The sequence below is a fragment of the Pedobacter segetis genome, from assembly GCF_016623585.1.
In the GTDB taxonomy this organism is placed as follows: Bacteria; Bacteroidota; Bacteroidia; order Sphingobacteriales; family Sphingobacteriaceae; genus Pseudopedobacter; species Pseudopedobacter segetis.
Genome location: NZ_JAEHFY010000018.1, coordinates 38,468 through 56,989, shown reverse-complemented (window position 1 = coordinate 56,989; position 18,522 = coordinate 38,468). Strand labels below are relative to the sequence as shown.

The following is an 18,522-nucleotide window of genomic DNA, read 5'->3' as shown; positions in this document are numbered from 1 at the left end:
AGAAATTTTATCTAATTATTAATTAAAGGTTAAACTTTAAGAAAAAATTGTCTTAGCTTAATAATAGTTGCATCTCATTAAAAAATGAAAACAGATCGTAATGCCCTTTAAACTGTAGATAAAAATAATTTATTGAATTTTTATCGTGATTTTTAAACCAAAGATCATTATTGATGGTTGCTGATCACTGGTAGTTTGATAAAACTATCTAATTCTCCAATTACTTCGTCTTTGGTTTTGGCCCTCAAATTATCGATATCATAATGGCGTTCAAAAAATTCATCGCACCATAAACAAATGTTTTGGGTGGCTTTTCCTCTTTCTAAGGCATATTTTTGTGTTACACCGATGCTTTCGCCCATTTTATAGGGTTCGCCATTGTTTAAGGCTTGGAATATCGGCGATTCTTTTACCTTCAATAATACATCGATTACTTTTTCTTTCCGGGCATCGCCCATGGCTTTTTTGGTGCCGGGGCAGCAGGGGTTTATTGCCCAAAGTTGGATGCTCAATTCTTCTATCACATCGGTATGACCACCTAAAAAGTTTTTTGCCCCAGATTGTATCTTACAGAAATTATGAAGCGGGTCTTGCATCCAAAGGTCTTTTTCATAAGCTCTTCCTCTTGCCCAATTGCCACCTAGCCACATTTCTTCGTTTGCCCCAAAATAAGAATAGGTTTTCCAGCTTGGATCAATTTTTTGGCGCTTGCCCTCTTCATAAACGCCTACGGTAATATAAGGCATAATATCCACCAAACCCCGACTATCAAAAAGTTCTTTTAATGGGGCTAATTTTGCACCAGCATGTTTGTGGAAACGATCTAAACTGGCAATGCTAAAACTTTTTACGCCTTTTTCTAGCAGCTCGTCCAATATCTTTGGTTTTAACAAATCGCCATTGGTTTGCAAAGAGATATTGAAATCTTTGCCGTATTTAGCGGTTAATGTATCTAAGATCAGATACAGTTGTTTTTTATCGGCGATAGGTTCACCGCCGCTTAAAATTATCCTTCCCAATCTCTCGGGCAAATTAGAAATGATCTGTAAACACTCCTCATCAGTCATTCTTTCTCCTTTTGGGCCAGAATCATTATAACAATGGTCGCATTCATCATTGCACAATTGGGTAAAAACCCAATAAATAGTTCCGTAATCGTTATAATCGTTCCTCATAGTATTATAAATTATTCCAAAAGTTAATTTCTGATTTAACACCTGTTTTATCAGCATCTATAAAAGCTTTCTTGCTCTCGAAAATCTCTAATAATCCATTATCCATGTAAGATATTCTGTTTCCCATTAATAATGCTTCTTTTAGATCGTGGGTAACAAACAGTGCTGTTATCTTAAATTTTTTGGCGATGGTTTTATATAATTGTTGCATGGTTGCCCTCGTTTCTACATCTAAACTGCTAAAAGGTTCATCCAATAAAATTAATGGCGGGTTAATGATCAAAGCCCTTCCAAAAGCAACACGCTGTTTTTGGCCTCCCGAGATTTGATGGGGCATTTTTTTACTGTGCTCTTTTAGCTCTAAGCTATCCAACATTTCTTCTACTTTTTGTTCAATATCGGCGGAAGCCAACTTTCTTATCCTTAAACCAAAAGCAATATTTTCGAAAACATTAAGATTGGGGAACAATAGCGGTTCCTGAAAAAGGTAAACAATATTTCTTTCATTAGATTTTATATTGCCGATATTCTTCCCATTCAAGAGAACATGCCCATTATCTTGCTCTTCAATCCCTGCAATAATTTTTAACAAGGTAGATTTCCCACAACCACTTTTACCTAGGATACTTAAAGTTTGATGTGCCTCTAAACCAAAGGAAACATCTTGGATCACCTGTTTATCTTTATATTTTTTTTGGATATGATTAACTTGTAAAAACATTATTTAGCTTGTTGGATGATGAATTTTTTGTTGAACCATAGCAAAATTACCGGTGGTAAAATGAGCAGGCAACAACTTAAAGCAGCATAAAAAATATTTGCTTCGGTAATGAATTGATAAACTTTAATGGTTAGCGTTTCTACTTTGCCGTAACCAATAATGCTGGTTAAACCAAACTCGAACCAAGAGATTAAAAAGCATTGGAAGAAGCAAACCAAAATTAAACTTTTTGCTATCGGCATCACAATTTTACGAAAAGCGTAAGATGTTGTACCTCCTAAAGTTGCTACTAAATCTTCGTATTGTTTAATTTTTTGACTCCAAAAACCTGTAAAAAAAATAACACTATATGGGAAAGCAATAATGAGCTGCGCCAATATAATTCCTTCTACATTACCAGTTAAACTCATTTTTATGAAAAAGAATTTAAGGCAAAGGGCAAATATTACTGGTGATAGTGCAAAGGGAAAGTATGTGAGCATCAATAATTTAGACCTAAATTTGTGGTAGGCGATATATTTACTGGCAATAAAACCAAATAGTGTAGAAAAGGTTGCAACCGATAAAGCAATTACCAGAGAAATCACAAAGCTGGGAGCGATATTGCCGCCAGAAAAGAACAAATATCGCCAGTTTTCTAAAGTGAATTGTTTTGGTAAAATGGCTGGAAACTGCCAATTTTTGCTAAATGAAAGAAAAAATAAGGTAATAATTGGCGTTATAAAAGCCAATGCAAGCAACCATAAAAATATATTCCTTTTCTTAAATGTCGTACTCATTTTTATTGGTTTTAAGTACAAGCATTAATAGGCTTAAGATGATGATGGTATAAATTACCGCAATGGCATAACCTTGTGGAATATCATATAGGTTAAATTTTTGAAGCTTCCTTACCGCTAAAACAGAGACCGTTTCTGGCGATGAACGACCTAATAAAAGAGGAACTTCATAAGCACCAATTTTAAAAATAAAATACAGTACAATATTTGGAAAGCTCTTTTTAAATAAAATTGGAATAGAAATCCTGAAAATAGATTGTCGGTTTTTTGCTCCTAGAGAGTTGGCCAATTTTGTATAATCATCAATTCTTTCTGTTTGGTACAAACCTGTGTAAAGTAAAGTAAAAAACGGTAAGCTCAAGAAAAATTGAGCGATGATTATACCAATACTATACTGGTCGTTTATTAAATTGGGGAAAGATTGTATTTTATCGATAATGCCTAGTTGATAGCAAATACGCGATAATATACCCGCGTTACCCAAAAATTGGGCAAAAAAGAATGCTGCAACTATAGAGGGAAAAGCCAAAGGCATATAAACCAAATATGAATATATGCCTTTACTAAATTTTTTATTGAAATTTATAGCAATTGCCATAGAAACTACCACGCTTATGGTTAGGGAAGCAATAGCCAACCAAGCGCTATAAATAAAAGAAATTACTACATCGTTATTCTCAAACAACGCCAACCAGTTTTCTAAAGTAAAACCTTTATTTAAAACACCAATTAAACCAAAGCTATAAGCAACCGCAAAGCCAAAACCCAGAACTAAGGGAAGGATTGCAAATACAAAGAGCAATAAAAATGAAATGATATTTATTGGTTTTTTAAACATTTTTTATAATACGAGAACTTAGACCCAAGCTTTGAAATACCATCTAAGTTTAACCTTTCCACTTTAAAATTCTAATCAAAATTTACAACCTAATACCTATAACTTTCAACTTATTTCTTATCAATTACTTTCTTTCTAAAATCTTCCGCAACTTTTATCATATACATAGAATGTGGTTCTACAATGGCTTTTGCCAAAACTTCTTCTTCCGTCATGCCGTATTTTGGTTTTTCAAGCGCATCATATTTGGCCTTTAGCTCTGGGCTTAATTTAGAAACATCAAATACTGGGGTTCCTCCGCCATTATTAATATCGCTTTTTTCTATTTGCGCTTCTGGTGATAACAAATAATTAATGACCACCAAAGCACCTTCTTTATTACTTGCATTAAAAGGGATAGCCAAATAACTGGTATTGTGGATGCTCCCGGGTTTTAAAACATAACCGATGGTGGTTTTAGGGAACAATCCCTCTTTTATACCTTTATCAACAGCGGTAAAGCCGAAAGAAAAACCAAAATTTACCTCGCCTGTGGCATAAAGCTGGGCAATTGTTACTGCATTATCTGGAAAAGTTTCTCCTTTTTTCCAAAAATATTTTTTGTTTCTGTTGATGAAATCCCAAAGTTGTGCGCTGTATTTATCGTATTTTTTTTGGTCAAAATCTCCTTTAAGGTTATCAATTCCGCCTGCTAATTCAATCAGCCAGGTTTTTAATAAGGTATAACCTGTAAAATCTAAAGACAAAGTGAATTTCCCCGGATTAGCTTTCCAATAAGTTTCAAAATCTTGCATACTTACAGGCGGGTTTTTAACTTTTGCGCCATCAGTTAAAGCGATAAAAGAAGCCTTTCCCCAAGGTGCTTCATAGCCTTTGATGTCTTGCTGAAAATCATATTTGATAATGGGATCTTCGTAATTGATGTATTGCGAGCTTGGTAATTTATAGGTAAAAGGCCCATACAAACCTTTTATTTGTTGTATTTGGAAAAAAGTTTCTCCGTTTATCCAAACCATGTCTGTTTGTCCTTTTTCTACATTTGCTTCCCGCTCGCTCATAATGCTGCTCACAATTGAAGGGCCTTGCCCCGGGATGATCTTTAAGGTAATCCCAAATCTGTTTTTGATCCTAGGTATCAAGATATCATCAATATATTTATTTGCTTTTTTGTCGCCCGTCCATTTCATCCAGGTAACCGTAGAGCCTTTGGCCTTCTGTTCTATTTGCTCCCAAGATTGTTTCATCATGGGATCATTGTTCTCGTCTTTAGAACCATTTGCAGTCTTTCTATCGTTATTGCAAGCAAAAACACTCAGGATCACAATACCAGAAAGAATCGTTTTTAATTTTAACATCAGTATAATTTAATTTAGATAATCAAACTCGTTTATTTTAAATAGCTTTGAAAAATATGGCAAATCAGTTTCATTCAGATACGTTTCATCAACATCTACAATGGGATGTTTTAGTTGGTAAATTTGTTGATAATAAAGGCTTTGTGAATTATAAAGGATTTAAAAACGAAGAACCCGAGCTAGATATTTACCTAGATTTATTGACCAAAAATCCACCACAAAACGAGTGGACCGTAAAACATAAACTAGCCTATTGGATCAATGCTTATAACGCGTTTACCGTAAAATTAATCACAAATAATTACGGTTTAGGTAATATCAAAGATATTGGTGCTGCACATCAACAATCTCCATTTAAAATATCTTTCTTTAAAATAGGAGAGGAGGAGTTTACCTTGGATAAGCTAGAACATGAGATCTTGAGAAAAGATTTTAATGAACCACGCATCCATTTTTGTTTGGTTTGTGCTTCTTTTTCTTGCCCTAAATTTAGAAACGAAGCCTTTATTGCCGATAAATTAGAAGAACAACTGGAGGATCAAACCAGTGATTTTATTAACGATCCGGATAAAAACTCTCTAGATCAAAGCCCAATTGGTGTTTCTAGTCTTTTTCAATGGTATTGGGACGATTTTTCTGAACAGTTCAATAATAACTTTACTTTGTTAGCTTGGATGAACAATTACACAAAAACCAAAATAAACCCTTCATCAGAAATTGAATATTTGCCTTATAATTGTGCTTTAAACGGTCTTTAAGTAATAAATTTTAGGCTTTAACTCTTATGTTGTTTGCAAGCACATATAGCTTAAAACTTAATACTTAAAATTTAAAACTTAATACTTAATCCCTCCTCAATAAGCTTTCAATGATCTTCTCCTCAAAACCGGGTAAAGTTTTGTAGGCATATTTTACTTTCCTGCTCGATTTAAAATCATAAGAAACCTCTAAAAACTCCTTTTCTGTTCTGGTATCCATCCCAAAAAAGTTAGAATCATTTTTCTTGATATTGATTTCTACAGGAATATCCTCATAATACTTAAAATACTCTGGATGGGTAAAATAACCTAAAGGCGTACAATCGTAAGGAATAAAACCATTAACCCCAAAAGCGGTTTTTGCCCTAGCGATCCAGGGCACCAATTGTTGGTAAACCCATTCATCGCCTTCATGCCCGTTATCTTTCAAACGATCAACATCTACGTCGCCCAATAAAATGGAGCAGCTACATTCAAAGCCAGAGAATAACAAAGGAATATTCGTATCTAAGATTACTTGCATAGACGCAACATCCTTTTCAAAATTATAATCCAAAACAGGATGATGCCCCAACCCCGGCCTAAACTCATAATCTGGTTGGCGGCCTATGCAGAAAGAAATCTCTTCTACTTGGCTTGCCAATTCTGGGTGGTTTTTTAACACGGTGGCAATATTTGTATTTGGTCCCAAAGCCAATATGTACAACTTTTCTTTTCGCAAAGCATCTGCCAAAGCTCTGGTGGCATCGTTTTCGGTTCCCAGATCGTTTGCCAGATCAGAACCTTTATACACAGGGATAGGTGCGCCCGTATGGTACCATTTTAGCATTTTTTGGGTAACCTCATAACCGTAATCTACATTTGTAACAATGCTAATCCCAACAATTTCTATGTTTTTCTGACGTAGGGCCATCATCAAAGTAATGCCATCATCAACTTCACGTGGTTTTGGCGAGGGGATACCAATCATAATATCACAATCGAACCAAATTCTTTTAGGTTTATTTTCCATAATTTTTCTTTATTTATTTGGGTGTTTCCCCGAAAAAAAATCGGGGTCGGGCTTTTCACTATATCTTTTTTTGCCAATGCTTTTCGCATAAGGGCAAAAAAAGGATACCGTTTCAATCCCTAACACAAAATTTACTCCCCAATTAAAACCATTGCTTTTTCCAACAATTGTTTTTTCTCTTCCAAGCTTAAATCTAAGGGCAATTGTGCTAAGCCTATAATCCTTCGCATGATCTCTATCCCAGTAAATTGTTTAAAAAGACTTTCCTCAAAATCATCGTCTTTTTTATAAAATTTTTTAAGCGTTTCAAAAACGTTTTCTGGTTGTTGTGCCATCATTAAATGAGCGTTCAAAACGCCCAAATCAAACTCGGCTTTGCCATAAAAAGCAAATTCGGGATCAATTACCTTTAAACCTTCTTTGGTATTTAACCAACTGCCCGGGTAATAATCGCCATGTAAAAGTGTATCCCCATCAGCTAAGTAATTGGCCCCTAATTTTTCTGCCTTGGCTTTTAAAACCGAGTTGGTTTTGTAATTCATAGCTAAATTTTGTAAACCGGCTGTAACCGTATCTAAATCAAAACCATTATCTTCTAAGAAAGGGTAGATAAAAATATGTTCATGATTTAAGTTCCTTAATTTTTTGTTGGCCATTAAATCATTAGCTGTATCTTTTTTAAACTCACCGTGAAGTTCATTTAAAAAAACCGCACACATTTTTACATCATCTACTATAAGCTCGTTTCCTTTTTTATATAATGATGAAAAATCTTGGGTGTTGCCCAGATCTTCCATTAAAAGGATATGGTTTTTCTCATCAGAATGCAAAATTTTTGGAGTGTGATGGGCCAAGAAATCATTTTTAGAGATGATTTTATAAAACTCACTTTCTACCAAAATTCGTTCTTCTGGTGCAGCAATAGAAGGGTATTTTTCTACATAAGGCCTGGCTTGTTTAATGATGAATGTTTTCTCATCAACAAATAACCTTAAGGTATAATTCATGTTTCCCTCGCCAGGTTTCTCTGCTTTTGAAACAAACTCATGGGATTTAATTACCCCATGAGCTTGTAAATATTCACTGATTTCGGAAAGTTTATTTTGATCTAAAATCATGTTTTTTGTTTAGAAATTTCCAAATACATAACGCACCCCAAACTGGAACTGACGAGGAGGGCCAGCGGCTCTTATATTTAGAACATTAGAACTTTTTGGGCCAGGTTGGATCTGGTTACTTGCAGATCTTGTAGATGCAAAACCTGTTAGATTAGTGCTGTTCAACAAATTATAAATGTCAGCCGAAAATTCAATTCCCGATTTGTTTTTCAGGGTTAGCCTGTACTTTGCAGAAAAATCAAAGGAGGTTGCACTAGGTAAACGATCATTATTCCTGGTTTCGCCGGGTTGGATGTCGGCTGGTAAACCTTGGCTTTCTCCGTTGCCATTCAAGTCTGTAACACCACCATATTGACTGGCAATTGCATACCTGGTAATAGGTTGGCCACTTTGGAAAAGCATTGCGGGCGTTAACGTTAAATTCTTAATTGGATAATATGTAAATAAAGCGTTTATCACATGGGTGCGATCATTATCTCCATAAGCGTATTCTGCAGCCCAATTATTTGCATCTTGCGCTCTTACGTTAATCCCTTCTGTATCATCTTTAATGCTAGATAAGGTATAAGAGAAACGATAAGAAAATTTTTCTCCCTCGCCTTTTGTTTTTATAAAAGAAAAGTTTGCGGCAGCATATCTGGCTTTGCCTGCGGTTTCGGTCATGTACACATCTCTGGCAATTCCGCTTAAATCTTGCCCGCCAACGGTTGCAACAAATTGTCCGTTTACTGTTTTGATGGGAACCGGCCTTAAGCTATTGGCATTAGCCGTTGTTCTAACAGAACCAACTTGTTTTGGATCAAACGGTGGAGGAGAATTCAAGTTTGTGATCCTGTACAGATCATTTGTGTTTGAAGCTACCAAATCAACATCAAATAAAATATTATCTGCTAGTTTTCTTTGATAACCCAAGGTAAACTGATCAGAATATGGGTTTTGATAACCATTGGGGTTTTTAATCCTGAAATTAGAATTTGATTGAAAATCTCTGTTTCCTTGAGATTCTGCTGATGATTTACCTTGTAAATATCCCGGTGTAGAACCTTGCTCATAAATTGCCCTTAAATTTCCCGGGTAGGTTATTCTGTCTAGATTGGCATTCTTATCTAAGATACCCAATCTTTGTAACTCGGCTAATTCTTTTTTAAAGTTTGGAGAATTTCCGCTAAATTGAAGATTATCGCTTGTTACAGAATATTTTATTTTATCATAAAATCTTCCTACACCACCTCTAATAACGTTTTTATCATCAATCTTATAATTAAAACTAAATCTTGGGCCTATATTGTTTCTATCGCCTTTGGTATCGCCAGCTTTTGAAAGATTATCGTAATCATAACGTACACCCAAATTAATATCTAATTTATCTGTTGCCTTAAAGTTGTCTTCCGCATATATATTAAAAACGTTCTGGCGAACGCCAAATACCTTTTGATCTAGATCTACTTTATATTGAATTACTTGCACATCAGATGGAATATCATTAATATCTAATGCTGCGCCAATGTTTTTAGCCTTTAGATCTGCCAATTGCTGTGCATTTAATCTAACAGTATAATAACCATAAGAGTTACCCGCACCTAAAAGAGAAAAATCTGAAGTAGTGAATTCTGCACCGCCCAATAAATTATGTTTCCCCGCTTTATATCTAAATTTTTGTTGTAGTTGGTTGGTGTATTCGCCATCGTCAAAAATATAATCAATAGAACCAATGTTAGCGATGGTTACACCACTTGGGTCTTGTACAGAAACACCCGGTTTACCAATATTTGGCCTATCACGGTAGTTCCATCTAAAAAATGAAGTTTGAACGTTAGTTTCGGCCTTTAATTTAGGGCTGATGTTATAATCATTCTTCAAGGCAATTAAATAAGTCCTGTTTTTTTGGGTTGATCCAGAAGAGGGAAAATTGTTACCACCGGTTAAACCGCCACCTTGTGCATCAATATCAAAAGAACCAACGTTTGCTCTTAAACTGCTATGAAAGTTTTTGTTCCAATATTGGTCTATCTTTCCAGAAGCATAGGTAAAATAATTCCTCCCCCTAACAGCTTCATTAACGCCTAATTGTGGTACATTTAATAGATTGTCTTTTATATCGTTGGTTTGCTCAAGATTAAAGTAAAAGAAAGTTTTGTCTTTTACTATCGGCCCGCCAACCCCAACACCCAATTGTTGTCTTTGGAATCCATCTTTTACAGGGTTGCCATATAGATCTACACTTGCGAAAGCAGATTTAGCATCAACAATAGAACCCGGGCGTGTTAAATAGAACACTTCCCCTGTAAAATCATTACTGCCGGAACGGGTTTCTACATTTACTATACCATTGCTGGTATTACCATATTCTACAGAGTAATTATTGGTCAAAACCGTAACGCTTTCTGTAAAACCGAATGGAGTATTAAATTTCGAGTTTCCTAAAAAGCGTTCATTATTATCCATCCCATCAATTAAATAGTTGGTGTAAATACCGCTTAAACCGTTAATGGCAATTGAAGGTGCTTCATTATATCCTAATGATGAGATAGTTATGTTTGGCAAACGATACAAACTCTTGGTTACATCCCTTCCTTCAATTGGTAAAGTTTGTATTTGTGATTTAGAGATATATTGCGCAACGGCAGCATCGGTTTTGTTTATGGTTACAGATTTGTTTTTGTTTTCTGTAATGGCAACCTCTTGTAGCTGATAGCTATCTTTGCTTGTTAAAACCAAATCAACAGATTTTTCTGGTTTACCTGTTGGTATATAAAAATTAATGTTGTTGGCATTATAGTTAATAGATGATTTTACCTTGGCTACGTAATTCCCAGATGGTAAATTTTGGAATAAAGCTGCACCGCTGGCATTTGTAGGTGCGCTTTTATTAAGGTTTTTTGAAGTTATGGTAACTTCAATATTGGCAAGTCCTTCTCCTTCCGCATTTTTTACATTAACAGTTAGAGTGGTTTGCGCATAGGCAAAAATTGTCGCAAAAACAGCAACAAAAGAAAGTATAATTCTTTTCATTGAATGAATTAAAAAAATAAATAAATTAAATTGTGATTATTAAATAGAAATAGTATTAGCTGGTGGGCCTCTAAATAAAAGGGTTTGGCTAAGGATTAGCCTTAAAAAGGGTTGTTTTAGATGTAGGGTATTTTTTGGTTTAAGGTTATTAACGATGTTGATAAAAACCTTTACCAGTATGTTTTCTTTAAAATAAGAAGAAAAATCGTTTCCGTTATCAATATCAAATAGAACTTTTGTATTGTAAACAGAACCTTTAGATAAACTAAAAAGGGAAAATAAATTTTGATAAGTATTGTTGGTTTGCCATTTAACGTTCTCAAAAGCATATTTATCAAAATGCGATCTTGGGATGCCTATCAGATAAGTACCACCATCTTGTGTTGGCCCTAAAACTACTTTGCCATTCTCGGTTTCGCTTATCGCATTTTGCAGATTATCCAACGTTAAATTGGGGCAATCGTTACCTATACAAATAACATTTTGATAGCCTTTTGCATAAATATCCTCAAAAGCATTGGCAATCCTTTGGCCAAAAGTTGTTCCGTTTTGGTGGTAAGTGTCAATTAAGAAGGTATCTGCCGTAGTTTGCTTAGAAAGCTTAAAAAAGTGTTGCGTTAAAAAGGCGGATATCCTTTTTGTGGCTCTTTTAGACGATAAATAGGATAAACTTTTGGCCCTTGCCTCAAAATCTGGCAAATGTGCAAAAAGTATGATCGCTGATTTATTCATCTTTTGTAATTTACTAAATTTATTTTGTTTTGGTTTTCATTTTGGTAAAGTTTAATTGGTTTCCCTGCAAATATGCTTCCTGTTGCGGTAAAATTTCACAATTATCCCAAATGCCATTTCTTAAAGTTTGTCTGTAAGTTTGGGGCAAAGGTTTATCAACCATCAAATCGGAAGCTGTGTTGTAATCGTAATCCAAAGCTTTTATCTCGAAATTGAAACCTTTTGTATCCTCTAATATGGCATACCAAACTCTTGGTGTTCCGTCATTTGCTGGCATCCCGATTACTCCGGCGTTAAGCCAAATTTTATTGTTATTAATATCAGAAAAAGGTAAGCCACAATGGCCAGCTAAAATCACATCGGTATTTAAAGCTTCAAAGTTTTTTTGTTTGCTATGCCAGTCCGTGGATTTAAAAATAAACTCCGAAGTATTAAAGTAGGAGCCATGCACTACCGCAACTTTTTTATCAGCGTAAGCAAAAGAAATAAATTCGGGTAGGGTAGCCATCCAATCCATATCCACTTTGCTTAATGCGTTTTTTAAATAAGGGTACCATTGGCGAGAAAAAATATCGCATCTGCCACCTTCATTAAAATTACAGCCACAGTCATTAAGATCGTTTACCAAATTGAGCTCAACATTCCCTGCAATACAGTGGATTCCCCACGCATTAACCAGCTGAACACATTCTTTTGGTTCTGCACAATAAGCCACCACATCGCCAGTGCAAATGATGTTTTCTGGCGTAATTCTTTCAGAGGAAGCCAAACTTTTTATTGCTTTTAGCGCTTGCAGATTAGAGTAAACCCCTCCAAAGACTAAAATTTTACCTTTTAAAGCACCAATATCTTTTACTTTTTTTGCCATGATTTATTTATCAAAGGAAGAAAGAATAAAATAAAACACACCAAACTTCCCCATAAGTTTACACCGAGCAAATCGTTGTATTTACCTTCTGTAAATATCCAGAAAGCAGGAATTAAATCTAATGCCGTAATTAAACCCATTATTAAACCAAAAATTACAGGAGCATAAAAAGAGAATTTCGGCATTTTGCTGTTCCAGAAAAGGAACACAGGGGCTAAGCCAATTACCATTGTTCCGCTGATGGTGGTTGCCGATAAAATCTCGGGTTTAAAGAAAATTGGAATGGTGCCTAAAATAGTTAGAATAACCATCGCTATGCGTCCTTTACTGATTTTTAATTCTCGGTTATGGAAAATATCTATATTATACAGCTTTGAGAAAGAAGAGAATGCAGAATCCAAGGTTGATGCTGCCGAAGTCACCATAATAAAGTTCATAATCAGTAACATTACCGGGCCAAAATATTTGGCGACTTCTACGGTTGCTTGCCCCGTCATGCCTTTTATCTGCGCAAAAATACCCACAATACCGAAAAATGCGATACATAAAATCCCGATAACGGTTGCCCAAATAAAAGATTTGAGCGTAGTTTTTGGCGATGCAATAAAACCTCTATCAGTCAAAACAGGATCGTGAAAGGGATAGCTAAAACATTGCAATAAAGCTACCAAAATCAAGTTTCCGCCGGTTGCCATTGTCCATTGGCCCGAGTTGTAGATTGGTTTTAAATCGCCTTTCATCTCAGGTAGAATGTAGGCCAAAATGGTAGTTAATAAAACGCCAAAAAGTGCCATCTGTATCACATCCGTTAAAATGGAAGTACTCATTCCGCCTTTTAATGCATAAGCCAAAGTCAGCAAAGTAAAAACAATAATCGCCGCAAAATAAGATGTAGAACCGGCATCGCCAAAGTAAGAGCCGATTACCATCGTATTGGACCATACCTCGTTAAACAACCTAAAGGCAATTAAAACGGAAAAGAGGTATAATGCCCCTTTTCCGTATTTAGAACCAATAAAATGGTGGATGCTTTTAAATCCGCCTTTTAAACGCATTTTACAAATTACCACACCTGCCACCAAAAAAGAAAAATAATAAGCGGCATAAGCCGCTACACCCACCAAACCAAAGCTCAAACCTAAATTAGCCACATTGGTAATTGATTTTGCAAATATCCAACTGATAACCAAACTACTGGTTAACAAAATGGCATTGGGTTCTTTATTGTTTTTACTGCCGTAAAAAAAATCTCTGGTGGTTTTTGCAACGGGCGCAAATGCAAATATTAAAATGCTCGAAAGCAAAATAAACCCCCATTGCAGATAAGTGACGGTGTTGTTTTCCATTTTTAATTATTCCACCAAACTTTGGTGTTGATGCTGTTATTATTTGTTGCTGTTGCCGCCGCTTTATAGTTGGCTTGGTTTAAGGTTGATTCTTCTTGCGGGTAAGGCATCCTCACTGGGTATAAACCATTATTTCTGCTGGCTTGTACTGGTTTTAAAAGCGGAAAACCTGTTCTGCGGTATTCTATCCAAGCTTCGTAACCATTTAAATTGTTAGGAATCCACTTTTGTGTGATGATTAACTTTAAGGCATCGGACGAAAGCGGATTAAACAATGCCGGACCAGTAGTTAAATAAGTAGCCGGCATGGTTACGTTCCAATATTCAAAACCTTGGGTTACGGCCAAATCGTACAATGTTTTTGGCACTGCTGTGATTAAGCCTTTTTGTGCCGCTTCGGCTAAAAAGAAATTGGTTTCCCAAGCAGTCATGTAGTTGTATTTTAAGTTGGCACCGTTTTCCCTGAAAATAGTTCCGGTTAAGCTGTAATTAGATACAGTTACTGGGTTTGTGGTTGCATCAGGGCCGTTGATCAAACCGGTATACAAACTTGCGTTGCCGGCAGTTGGGCGATAAAATAAGGAGAGACGGGGATCATTGTAGTTTTTAAGGATTTCTTCGGCCGTTTTTGACATGATGTACAAACTAAAATCGCCAATTCTTGTGGTGGTAATCCTAAAATTGTTTGGTGCAGTTGCCGAAAACTGAAAAACTGCGTTGTTTGCGTTTGCCCCGATGTAATTGCCAGCGGTATAAATGGCCTGTAACTGCGCCGCCACATTTACCTTTCCCGAAATCCGCATCAGATATTTGATACGTAAGGAATTGGCAAATTTAATCCAGTTTTGGAGATTGCCGTTGTACACAATATCGCCATCTAACTTGTTAGTGCCTGTGTAAGCTGTCATTGCGGTTATCGCATTTTCTAGGTTTTTCAAAATACCATCCGCACCTTGGTAAATATCCTCCTGCTTATCGTATTTAGGTGTAAAAATCTGCGATTTTCCTTTTAAGGCTTCGTTGTAAGGCACATCGCCGTATAAATCGGTTAAAGCGGCCGTCATATAAGCTTTCATTACCAAAGCCGGGCCTTTGTAAACCGCAAAGGTGGGGTTGTTGATGGATTTCTGTAAAACAATTTCGTTATCGCGGAGGTTTTTGTAAATAAAAGGCCAAGGATTTCCGGCGTACAATGGCTCGGATAAAGCATGGCGATCGAAATTGTTAAAATCAATCATTGTAAAATACTGCCCTAATAAATTGCCTGCGTCAAAAGCTTCAAAAGACATTTGCTCGCCGTAATCAAACAGCACTTTCCTAAATAAAAGCGAGGGCTGGGCATCTATCGGTGAGTTTGTATTGGTGTTGATCTCGCTCAAATCTTTGGTGCAAGATGCCAGTCCTAAAGTGGCAATTAGTAAAATTATATATCGTTTCATCGTTCTGTCTCTTAAAAATTAATACCTAAACTTAAACCGAAACTCCTAGCGCTTGGGTAACTCATATCTTCAGTTCCGTTTAAAAACTTGTTGCCCTGCAAGGCTAACTGCTCAGGATCAAAATGAGGTATTTTTGATATAGCAAATACATTTTTGCCTACAAAAGATACTTTTATGCTCTGCACATCTTTAAGGAAAGTTTTTGATAAAGCCGCTTTATCAAACGTGTAGCCCAAATTAAACTGACGCAGTTTTAAATACGAGTCATCGTAAGTATTGTTCTCCTCATTATTGCGGTCGTAAAACTGGCGGTAATAGCTTTCTGCAGATATTTTTTTGGTATTGGTTATATATACTGGGTTTGTGCTTGTTCCGGTGTTTACTACGCCATCAAAGGCTAAACCGTCTGTAGGGCGGTATTCGGTTTCTTTTAACTGTCCAGCAACTCCGGCCAAAGCCAAGGTTCGGGAAACTAAAATCCCACCTTTTCTCCAGTCAAATAAAAAGCCAAAATCAAACTGTTTGTATTTAAACGAGTTACTAAAACCCATCATAAAATCAGGGTTATAGTTACCCAGCTTTTTTAAAGTATTATCGGTAATGAGGTTGCCACTTGCGTCAACAATAAATTTACCGTCGCTGTTTTTTAAGTAACCAGTTCCCCACAAATCGCCTATTTTACCGCCTTCTGTAGCAATGTAGTAAACGGTTTGTGCAGGGCTGTCGTACACCCGGGCGTAGGCTAAAGTAAGTTGCTTTGCACCATCGGGTAAAGATTCAACGGTTGAAGTATTGGTACTAAAATTTACGGTTGAGTTCCACCTAAAGTTTTTGCTTAAAATAGGCGTACCGGTTAAAATGAGTTCAACGCCTTTTGAGCGTACAGCACCACCGTTTGTGACACGTTGTGCATATCCGGTTGAAATTGAAACCGGTAACGATAGGATTTGGTTTTCTGTTAAGGAGTTGTAATAAGTGGCATCAATTCCCAATCGGTCGCCAAAAAAACGAATATCAGTACCAAATTCGGCTGATTTTGTTTGCTCGGGTTTCAAATTTGGGTTAGCTATAATGTTTTGGTCGGTTAATGTAGGGGCGCTGTTATAAGGTGTTGCAGGTACAAAAGCGCCTGCGGTTTGGTAAGGATCTGTATCATTACCAATTTGCGCATAACTTGCTCTCAATTTCAGGAACGATATTCCCTTTGGCAGTTTTGTAATTTCTGAAAGCACAAAGCTCCCGGAAACGGAAGGGTAAAAGAAAGACGTGTTTTTGGTACTTAAAGGCGTTGCCAATGCGCTGGACCAATCGTTTCTGCCTGTAACATCCACAAATAGGTAGTTTTTAAAACTGAATTTTGCACTTCCGTAAGTACTGTTGATGCGTTTTCTACTGGCGAAAGTAAAAATCTCTAAAGGTGTTGCTGCATTTGCCAAAGTAAATAAGGCCGGTTGCGCTAAAGCTGATGTTTGTGTTTGGTTACTTTTAAAATCCTGCGTTAGTTGGTTGCCTCCTAATGAAAGATCAAATCCGAAATTGTTGATTTTTCTGGTATAATTAATTAAAGCGTCTGTGTTTATTTCGCGGTAAAATACGTTTTGCTCTGCGTAAGCACCGTTTTTAAAACGGTTGGTACTGTAATTCCTTAACAATCTTCTTCCTTCATTGCTGTAATCCATACCGCTTCGTAACTGAACAAATAAATGCGGCGCCAAATCATATTTTAAGGCAATATTCCCGAAGATGCGGTCGCGGTTCAATTCGTTTCTGTTTTCTTTTAAAATGAAATACGGATTGTCGAAATAGGTATAATTGTAAGAGTAGTTTCTTAAACCTTCCAAACCTGTTTGCCAGTAGTTTTTAAGTGGTTCAATATCTAGTGAACGAGGCAGCCAAGCCAATAATCCATACTGTAAGTTTTCAGAACCGTATCCGCTTGATGGGCGATTGTTACTTTTTGCATTCTGGTAAATAATGGTTGATTTTGCACTCAGTTTGCTGGTAGGCTGAAAACTAAGATTTGCCGAAAGGTTTTTGCGTAAATAATCAACTCCTGGAATAAAGGATTGGCTGTTCAAATCCGTGTATGATAAGCGGTAATTCCCTTTGTCGTATTTGCCACTGAAAGACAGATTATTGATGAAGGTTTTTCCGGTTTCGTAAAAATCTTTTAAGTTATCTGGGTGCGAGATGAAAGGGGTAGGAGTGATTGGAATATTGCTATACACGCCAACATCGCCACCACGTACAACCCTTCCATCAGGCAAAGTAACCGGACTGTCGTACTGGGCAATCAGTGTTCCTTGGTCTAATTTCGGACCATAAGAATAAGTTAATACATCATTAACCCCGCCACCCAAACCATCCTTAAACGCAAACTGACCGCCATTTCCTTGTCCGTAAGTATTCTGGAATTCCGGCAGTTTAAAAGGGCTTTCAATGGAAGTAGTGGAGTTAAAACTCACGCCAAAACCTTTGGAATTGCTGCCGTCTTTGGTGTTAATTAAAATTACACCGTTAGCCGCCCTGCTTCCGTAAAGTGCAGCCGCTGCTGCGCCTTTTAAAACCGAAACAGAAGCAATATCATCTGGGTTAATGTCCATTGCGCCGTTTCCAAAGTCTATCGCCTGAAAGCTTGATGGTGCTTCTACATACCGTGGCACAATATCAATATTGTTAACTGGCGTACCATCAACCACAAAAAGCGGGTTGTTGTTGGCGAAAGAACTTTCGCCACGGATTACAATTTTTGAGGTAGAGCCTACCCCACTAGCGCCTTGCGTAATTGTTACCCCGGCAACTTTGGCGGTAATATTGTCTAAAAAGTTCACAGATTTTACTTCCGAGATTTCTTTGGCTTGTATTTGCTGAACATTGTAGCCTAATGATTTAGATTCTCTTTCCACACCTAAAGCAGTTACTACCGTTTCGTTTAATAACAAACCTGGGTTTAAACTTACCTGTAAGTTGGTTTTTCCGTTTAGTGCAACTTCTCTTGTGTTGTAACCTATATAACTGAAAATTAAAACTGCATTTGCAGATGATACATTTAAACCGAATACACCATCGGCATTACTTGCAGTGCCATTGTTTGGCTGGTTTTTTTCTTTGATACTTACGCCGATGATTTTTTTACCGGTAACTTGATCTATAACTGTCCCGTTTATTTTTACAGTTTGCGCAACTGCAAGGTTCAGCAAAAAAAAGGACATCACAATCGTATAGATTGATTTCATTCTGATAATAATTAGCTAAAAAAATTGATGAATTAGTTTTGAGATTTTTGGCGTTTTCTCCGCTTTTCGTCACGTTGAACGATTATCAAACATCTCATAAATAGGTATTGCACACCAAATACACACTTTGAAT

Annotated in this window: 14 protein-coding genes; 1 reads left to right on the top strand and 13 read right to left on the bottom strand. The window is 36.5% G+C overall.

The window, feature by feature from the left end:
- Positions 1-167 precede the first annotated feature (167 nt).
- The 5 genes from I5M32_RS12885 to I5M32_RS12865 form a co-directional block, all read right to left on the bottom strand.
- Positions 168-1,175, bottom strand: coding sequence for a radical SAM protein (locus tag I5M32_RS12885; protein ID WP_200587039.1), 1,008 nt, complete (start codon positions 1,173-1,175; stop codon positions 168-170).
- Positions 1,176-1,179: 4 nt separating this feature from the next.
- Positions 1,180-1,896, bottom strand: a complete 717-nt coding sequence (locus I5M32_RS12880; RefSeq protein WP_200587037.1) for an ABC transporter ATP-binding protein — start codon at positions 1,894-1,896, stop codon at positions 1,180-1,182.
- Complete coding sequence (locus I5M32_RS12875) at positions 1,896-2,675, bottom strand: ABC transporter permease (RefSeq protein WP_200587035.1); 780 nt, start codon at positions 2,673-2,675, stop codon at positions 1,896-1,898. Before I5M32_RS12875 ends, I5M32_RS12880 begins: the two co-directional genes overlap by 1 nt.
- Complete coding sequence (locus I5M32_RS12870) at positions 2,659-3,513, bottom strand: ABC transporter permease (RefSeq protein WP_200587033.1); 855 nt, start codon at positions 3,511-3,513, stop codon at positions 2,659-2,661. The genes I5M32_RS12875 and I5M32_RS12870 overlap by 17 nt, the downstream gene beginning before the upstream one ends.
- A 110-nt stretch (positions 3,514-3,623) precedes the next feature.
- The gene (locus I5M32_RS12865) at positions 3,624-4,868 is read right to left on the bottom strand and encodes an ABC transporter substrate-binding protein (protein ID WP_200587031.1); all 1,245 of its coding nucleotides are present in this window, start codon (positions 4,866-4,868) and stop codon (positions 3,624-3,626) included.
- 56 nt (positions 4,869-4,924) lie between these two features.
- Here I5M32_RS12865 and I5M32_RS12860 point away from each other — a divergent pair, with 56 nt between their 5' ends.
- Positions 4,925-5,626 carry a DUF547 domain-containing protein gene (locus tag I5M32_RS12860; RefSeq protein WP_200587029.1) on the top strand — a complete coding sequence of 234 codons (702 nt, stop codon included), beginning with the start codon at positions 4,925-4,927 and terminating at the stop codon, positions 5,624-5,626.
- A gap of 85 nt (positions 5,627-5,711) precedes the next feature.
- Here I5M32_RS12860 and I5M32_RS12855 read toward each other — a convergent pair whose 3' ends face one another.
- From I5M32_RS12855 to I5M32_RS12820, 8 genes are all read right to left on the bottom strand, one after another.
- Entirely contained in the window at positions 5,712-6,638 is a 927-nt protein-coding gene (locus I5M32_RS12855) for a nucleoside hydrolase (RefSeq protein WP_200587027.1), read from the bottom strand.
- A 131-nt stretch (positions 6,639-6,769) separates the two neighbouring features.
- Positions 6,770-7,756, bottom strand: coding sequence for a phosphotransferase (locus I5M32_RS12850; protein WP_200587025.1), 987 nt, complete (start codon positions 7,754-7,756; stop codon positions 6,770-6,772).
- A 9-nt stretch (positions 7,757-7,765) separates the two neighbouring features.
- Positions 7,766-10,768, bottom strand: coding sequence for a TonB-dependent receptor (locus I5M32_RS12845; protein ID WP_200587023.1), 3,003 nt, complete (start codon positions 10,766-10,768; stop codon positions 7,766-7,768).
- Positions 10,769-10,807: 39 nt separating this feature from the next.
- Positions 10,808-11,500, bottom strand: coding sequence for a TIGR04282 family arsenosugar biosynthesis glycosyltransferase (locus I5M32_RS12840; protein ID WP_200587021.1), 693 nt, complete (start codon positions 11,498-11,500; stop codon positions 10,808-10,810).
- A 19-nt stretch (positions 11,501-11,519) separates the two neighbouring features.
- Positions 11,520-12,368 (bottom strand): metallophosphoesterase family protein, encoded by an 849-nt coding sequence (locus I5M32_RS12835; RefSeq protein WP_200587019.1) that lies wholly within the window; start codon positions 12,366-12,368, stop codon positions 11,520-11,522.
- Positions 12,353-13,714 carry an SLC5/6 family protein gene (locus I5M32_RS12830; RefSeq protein WP_200587017.1) on the bottom strand — a complete coding sequence of 454 codons (1,362 nt, stop codon included), beginning with the start codon at positions 13,712-13,714 and terminating at the stop codon, positions 12,353-12,355. The genes I5M32_RS12835 and I5M32_RS12830 overlap by 16 nt, the downstream gene beginning before the upstream one ends.
- A gap of 2 nt (positions 13,715-13,716) precedes the next feature.
- Complete coding sequence (locus I5M32_RS12825; RefSeq protein ID WP_200587016.1) at positions 13,717-15,153, bottom strand: SusD/RagB family nutrient-binding outer membrane lipoprotein; 1,437 nt, start codon at positions 15,151-15,153, stop codon at positions 13,717-13,719.
- An 11-nt stretch (positions 15,154-15,164) separates the two neighbouring features.
- On the bottom strand, positions 15,165-18,389 hold the full coding sequence (locus I5M32_RS12820) for a SusC/RagA family TonB-linked outer membrane protein (RefSeq protein ID WP_200587014.1): 3,225 nt from the start codon (positions 18,387-18,389) through the stop codon (positions 15,165-15,167).
- Positions 18,390-18,522 lie beyond the last annotated feature (133 nt).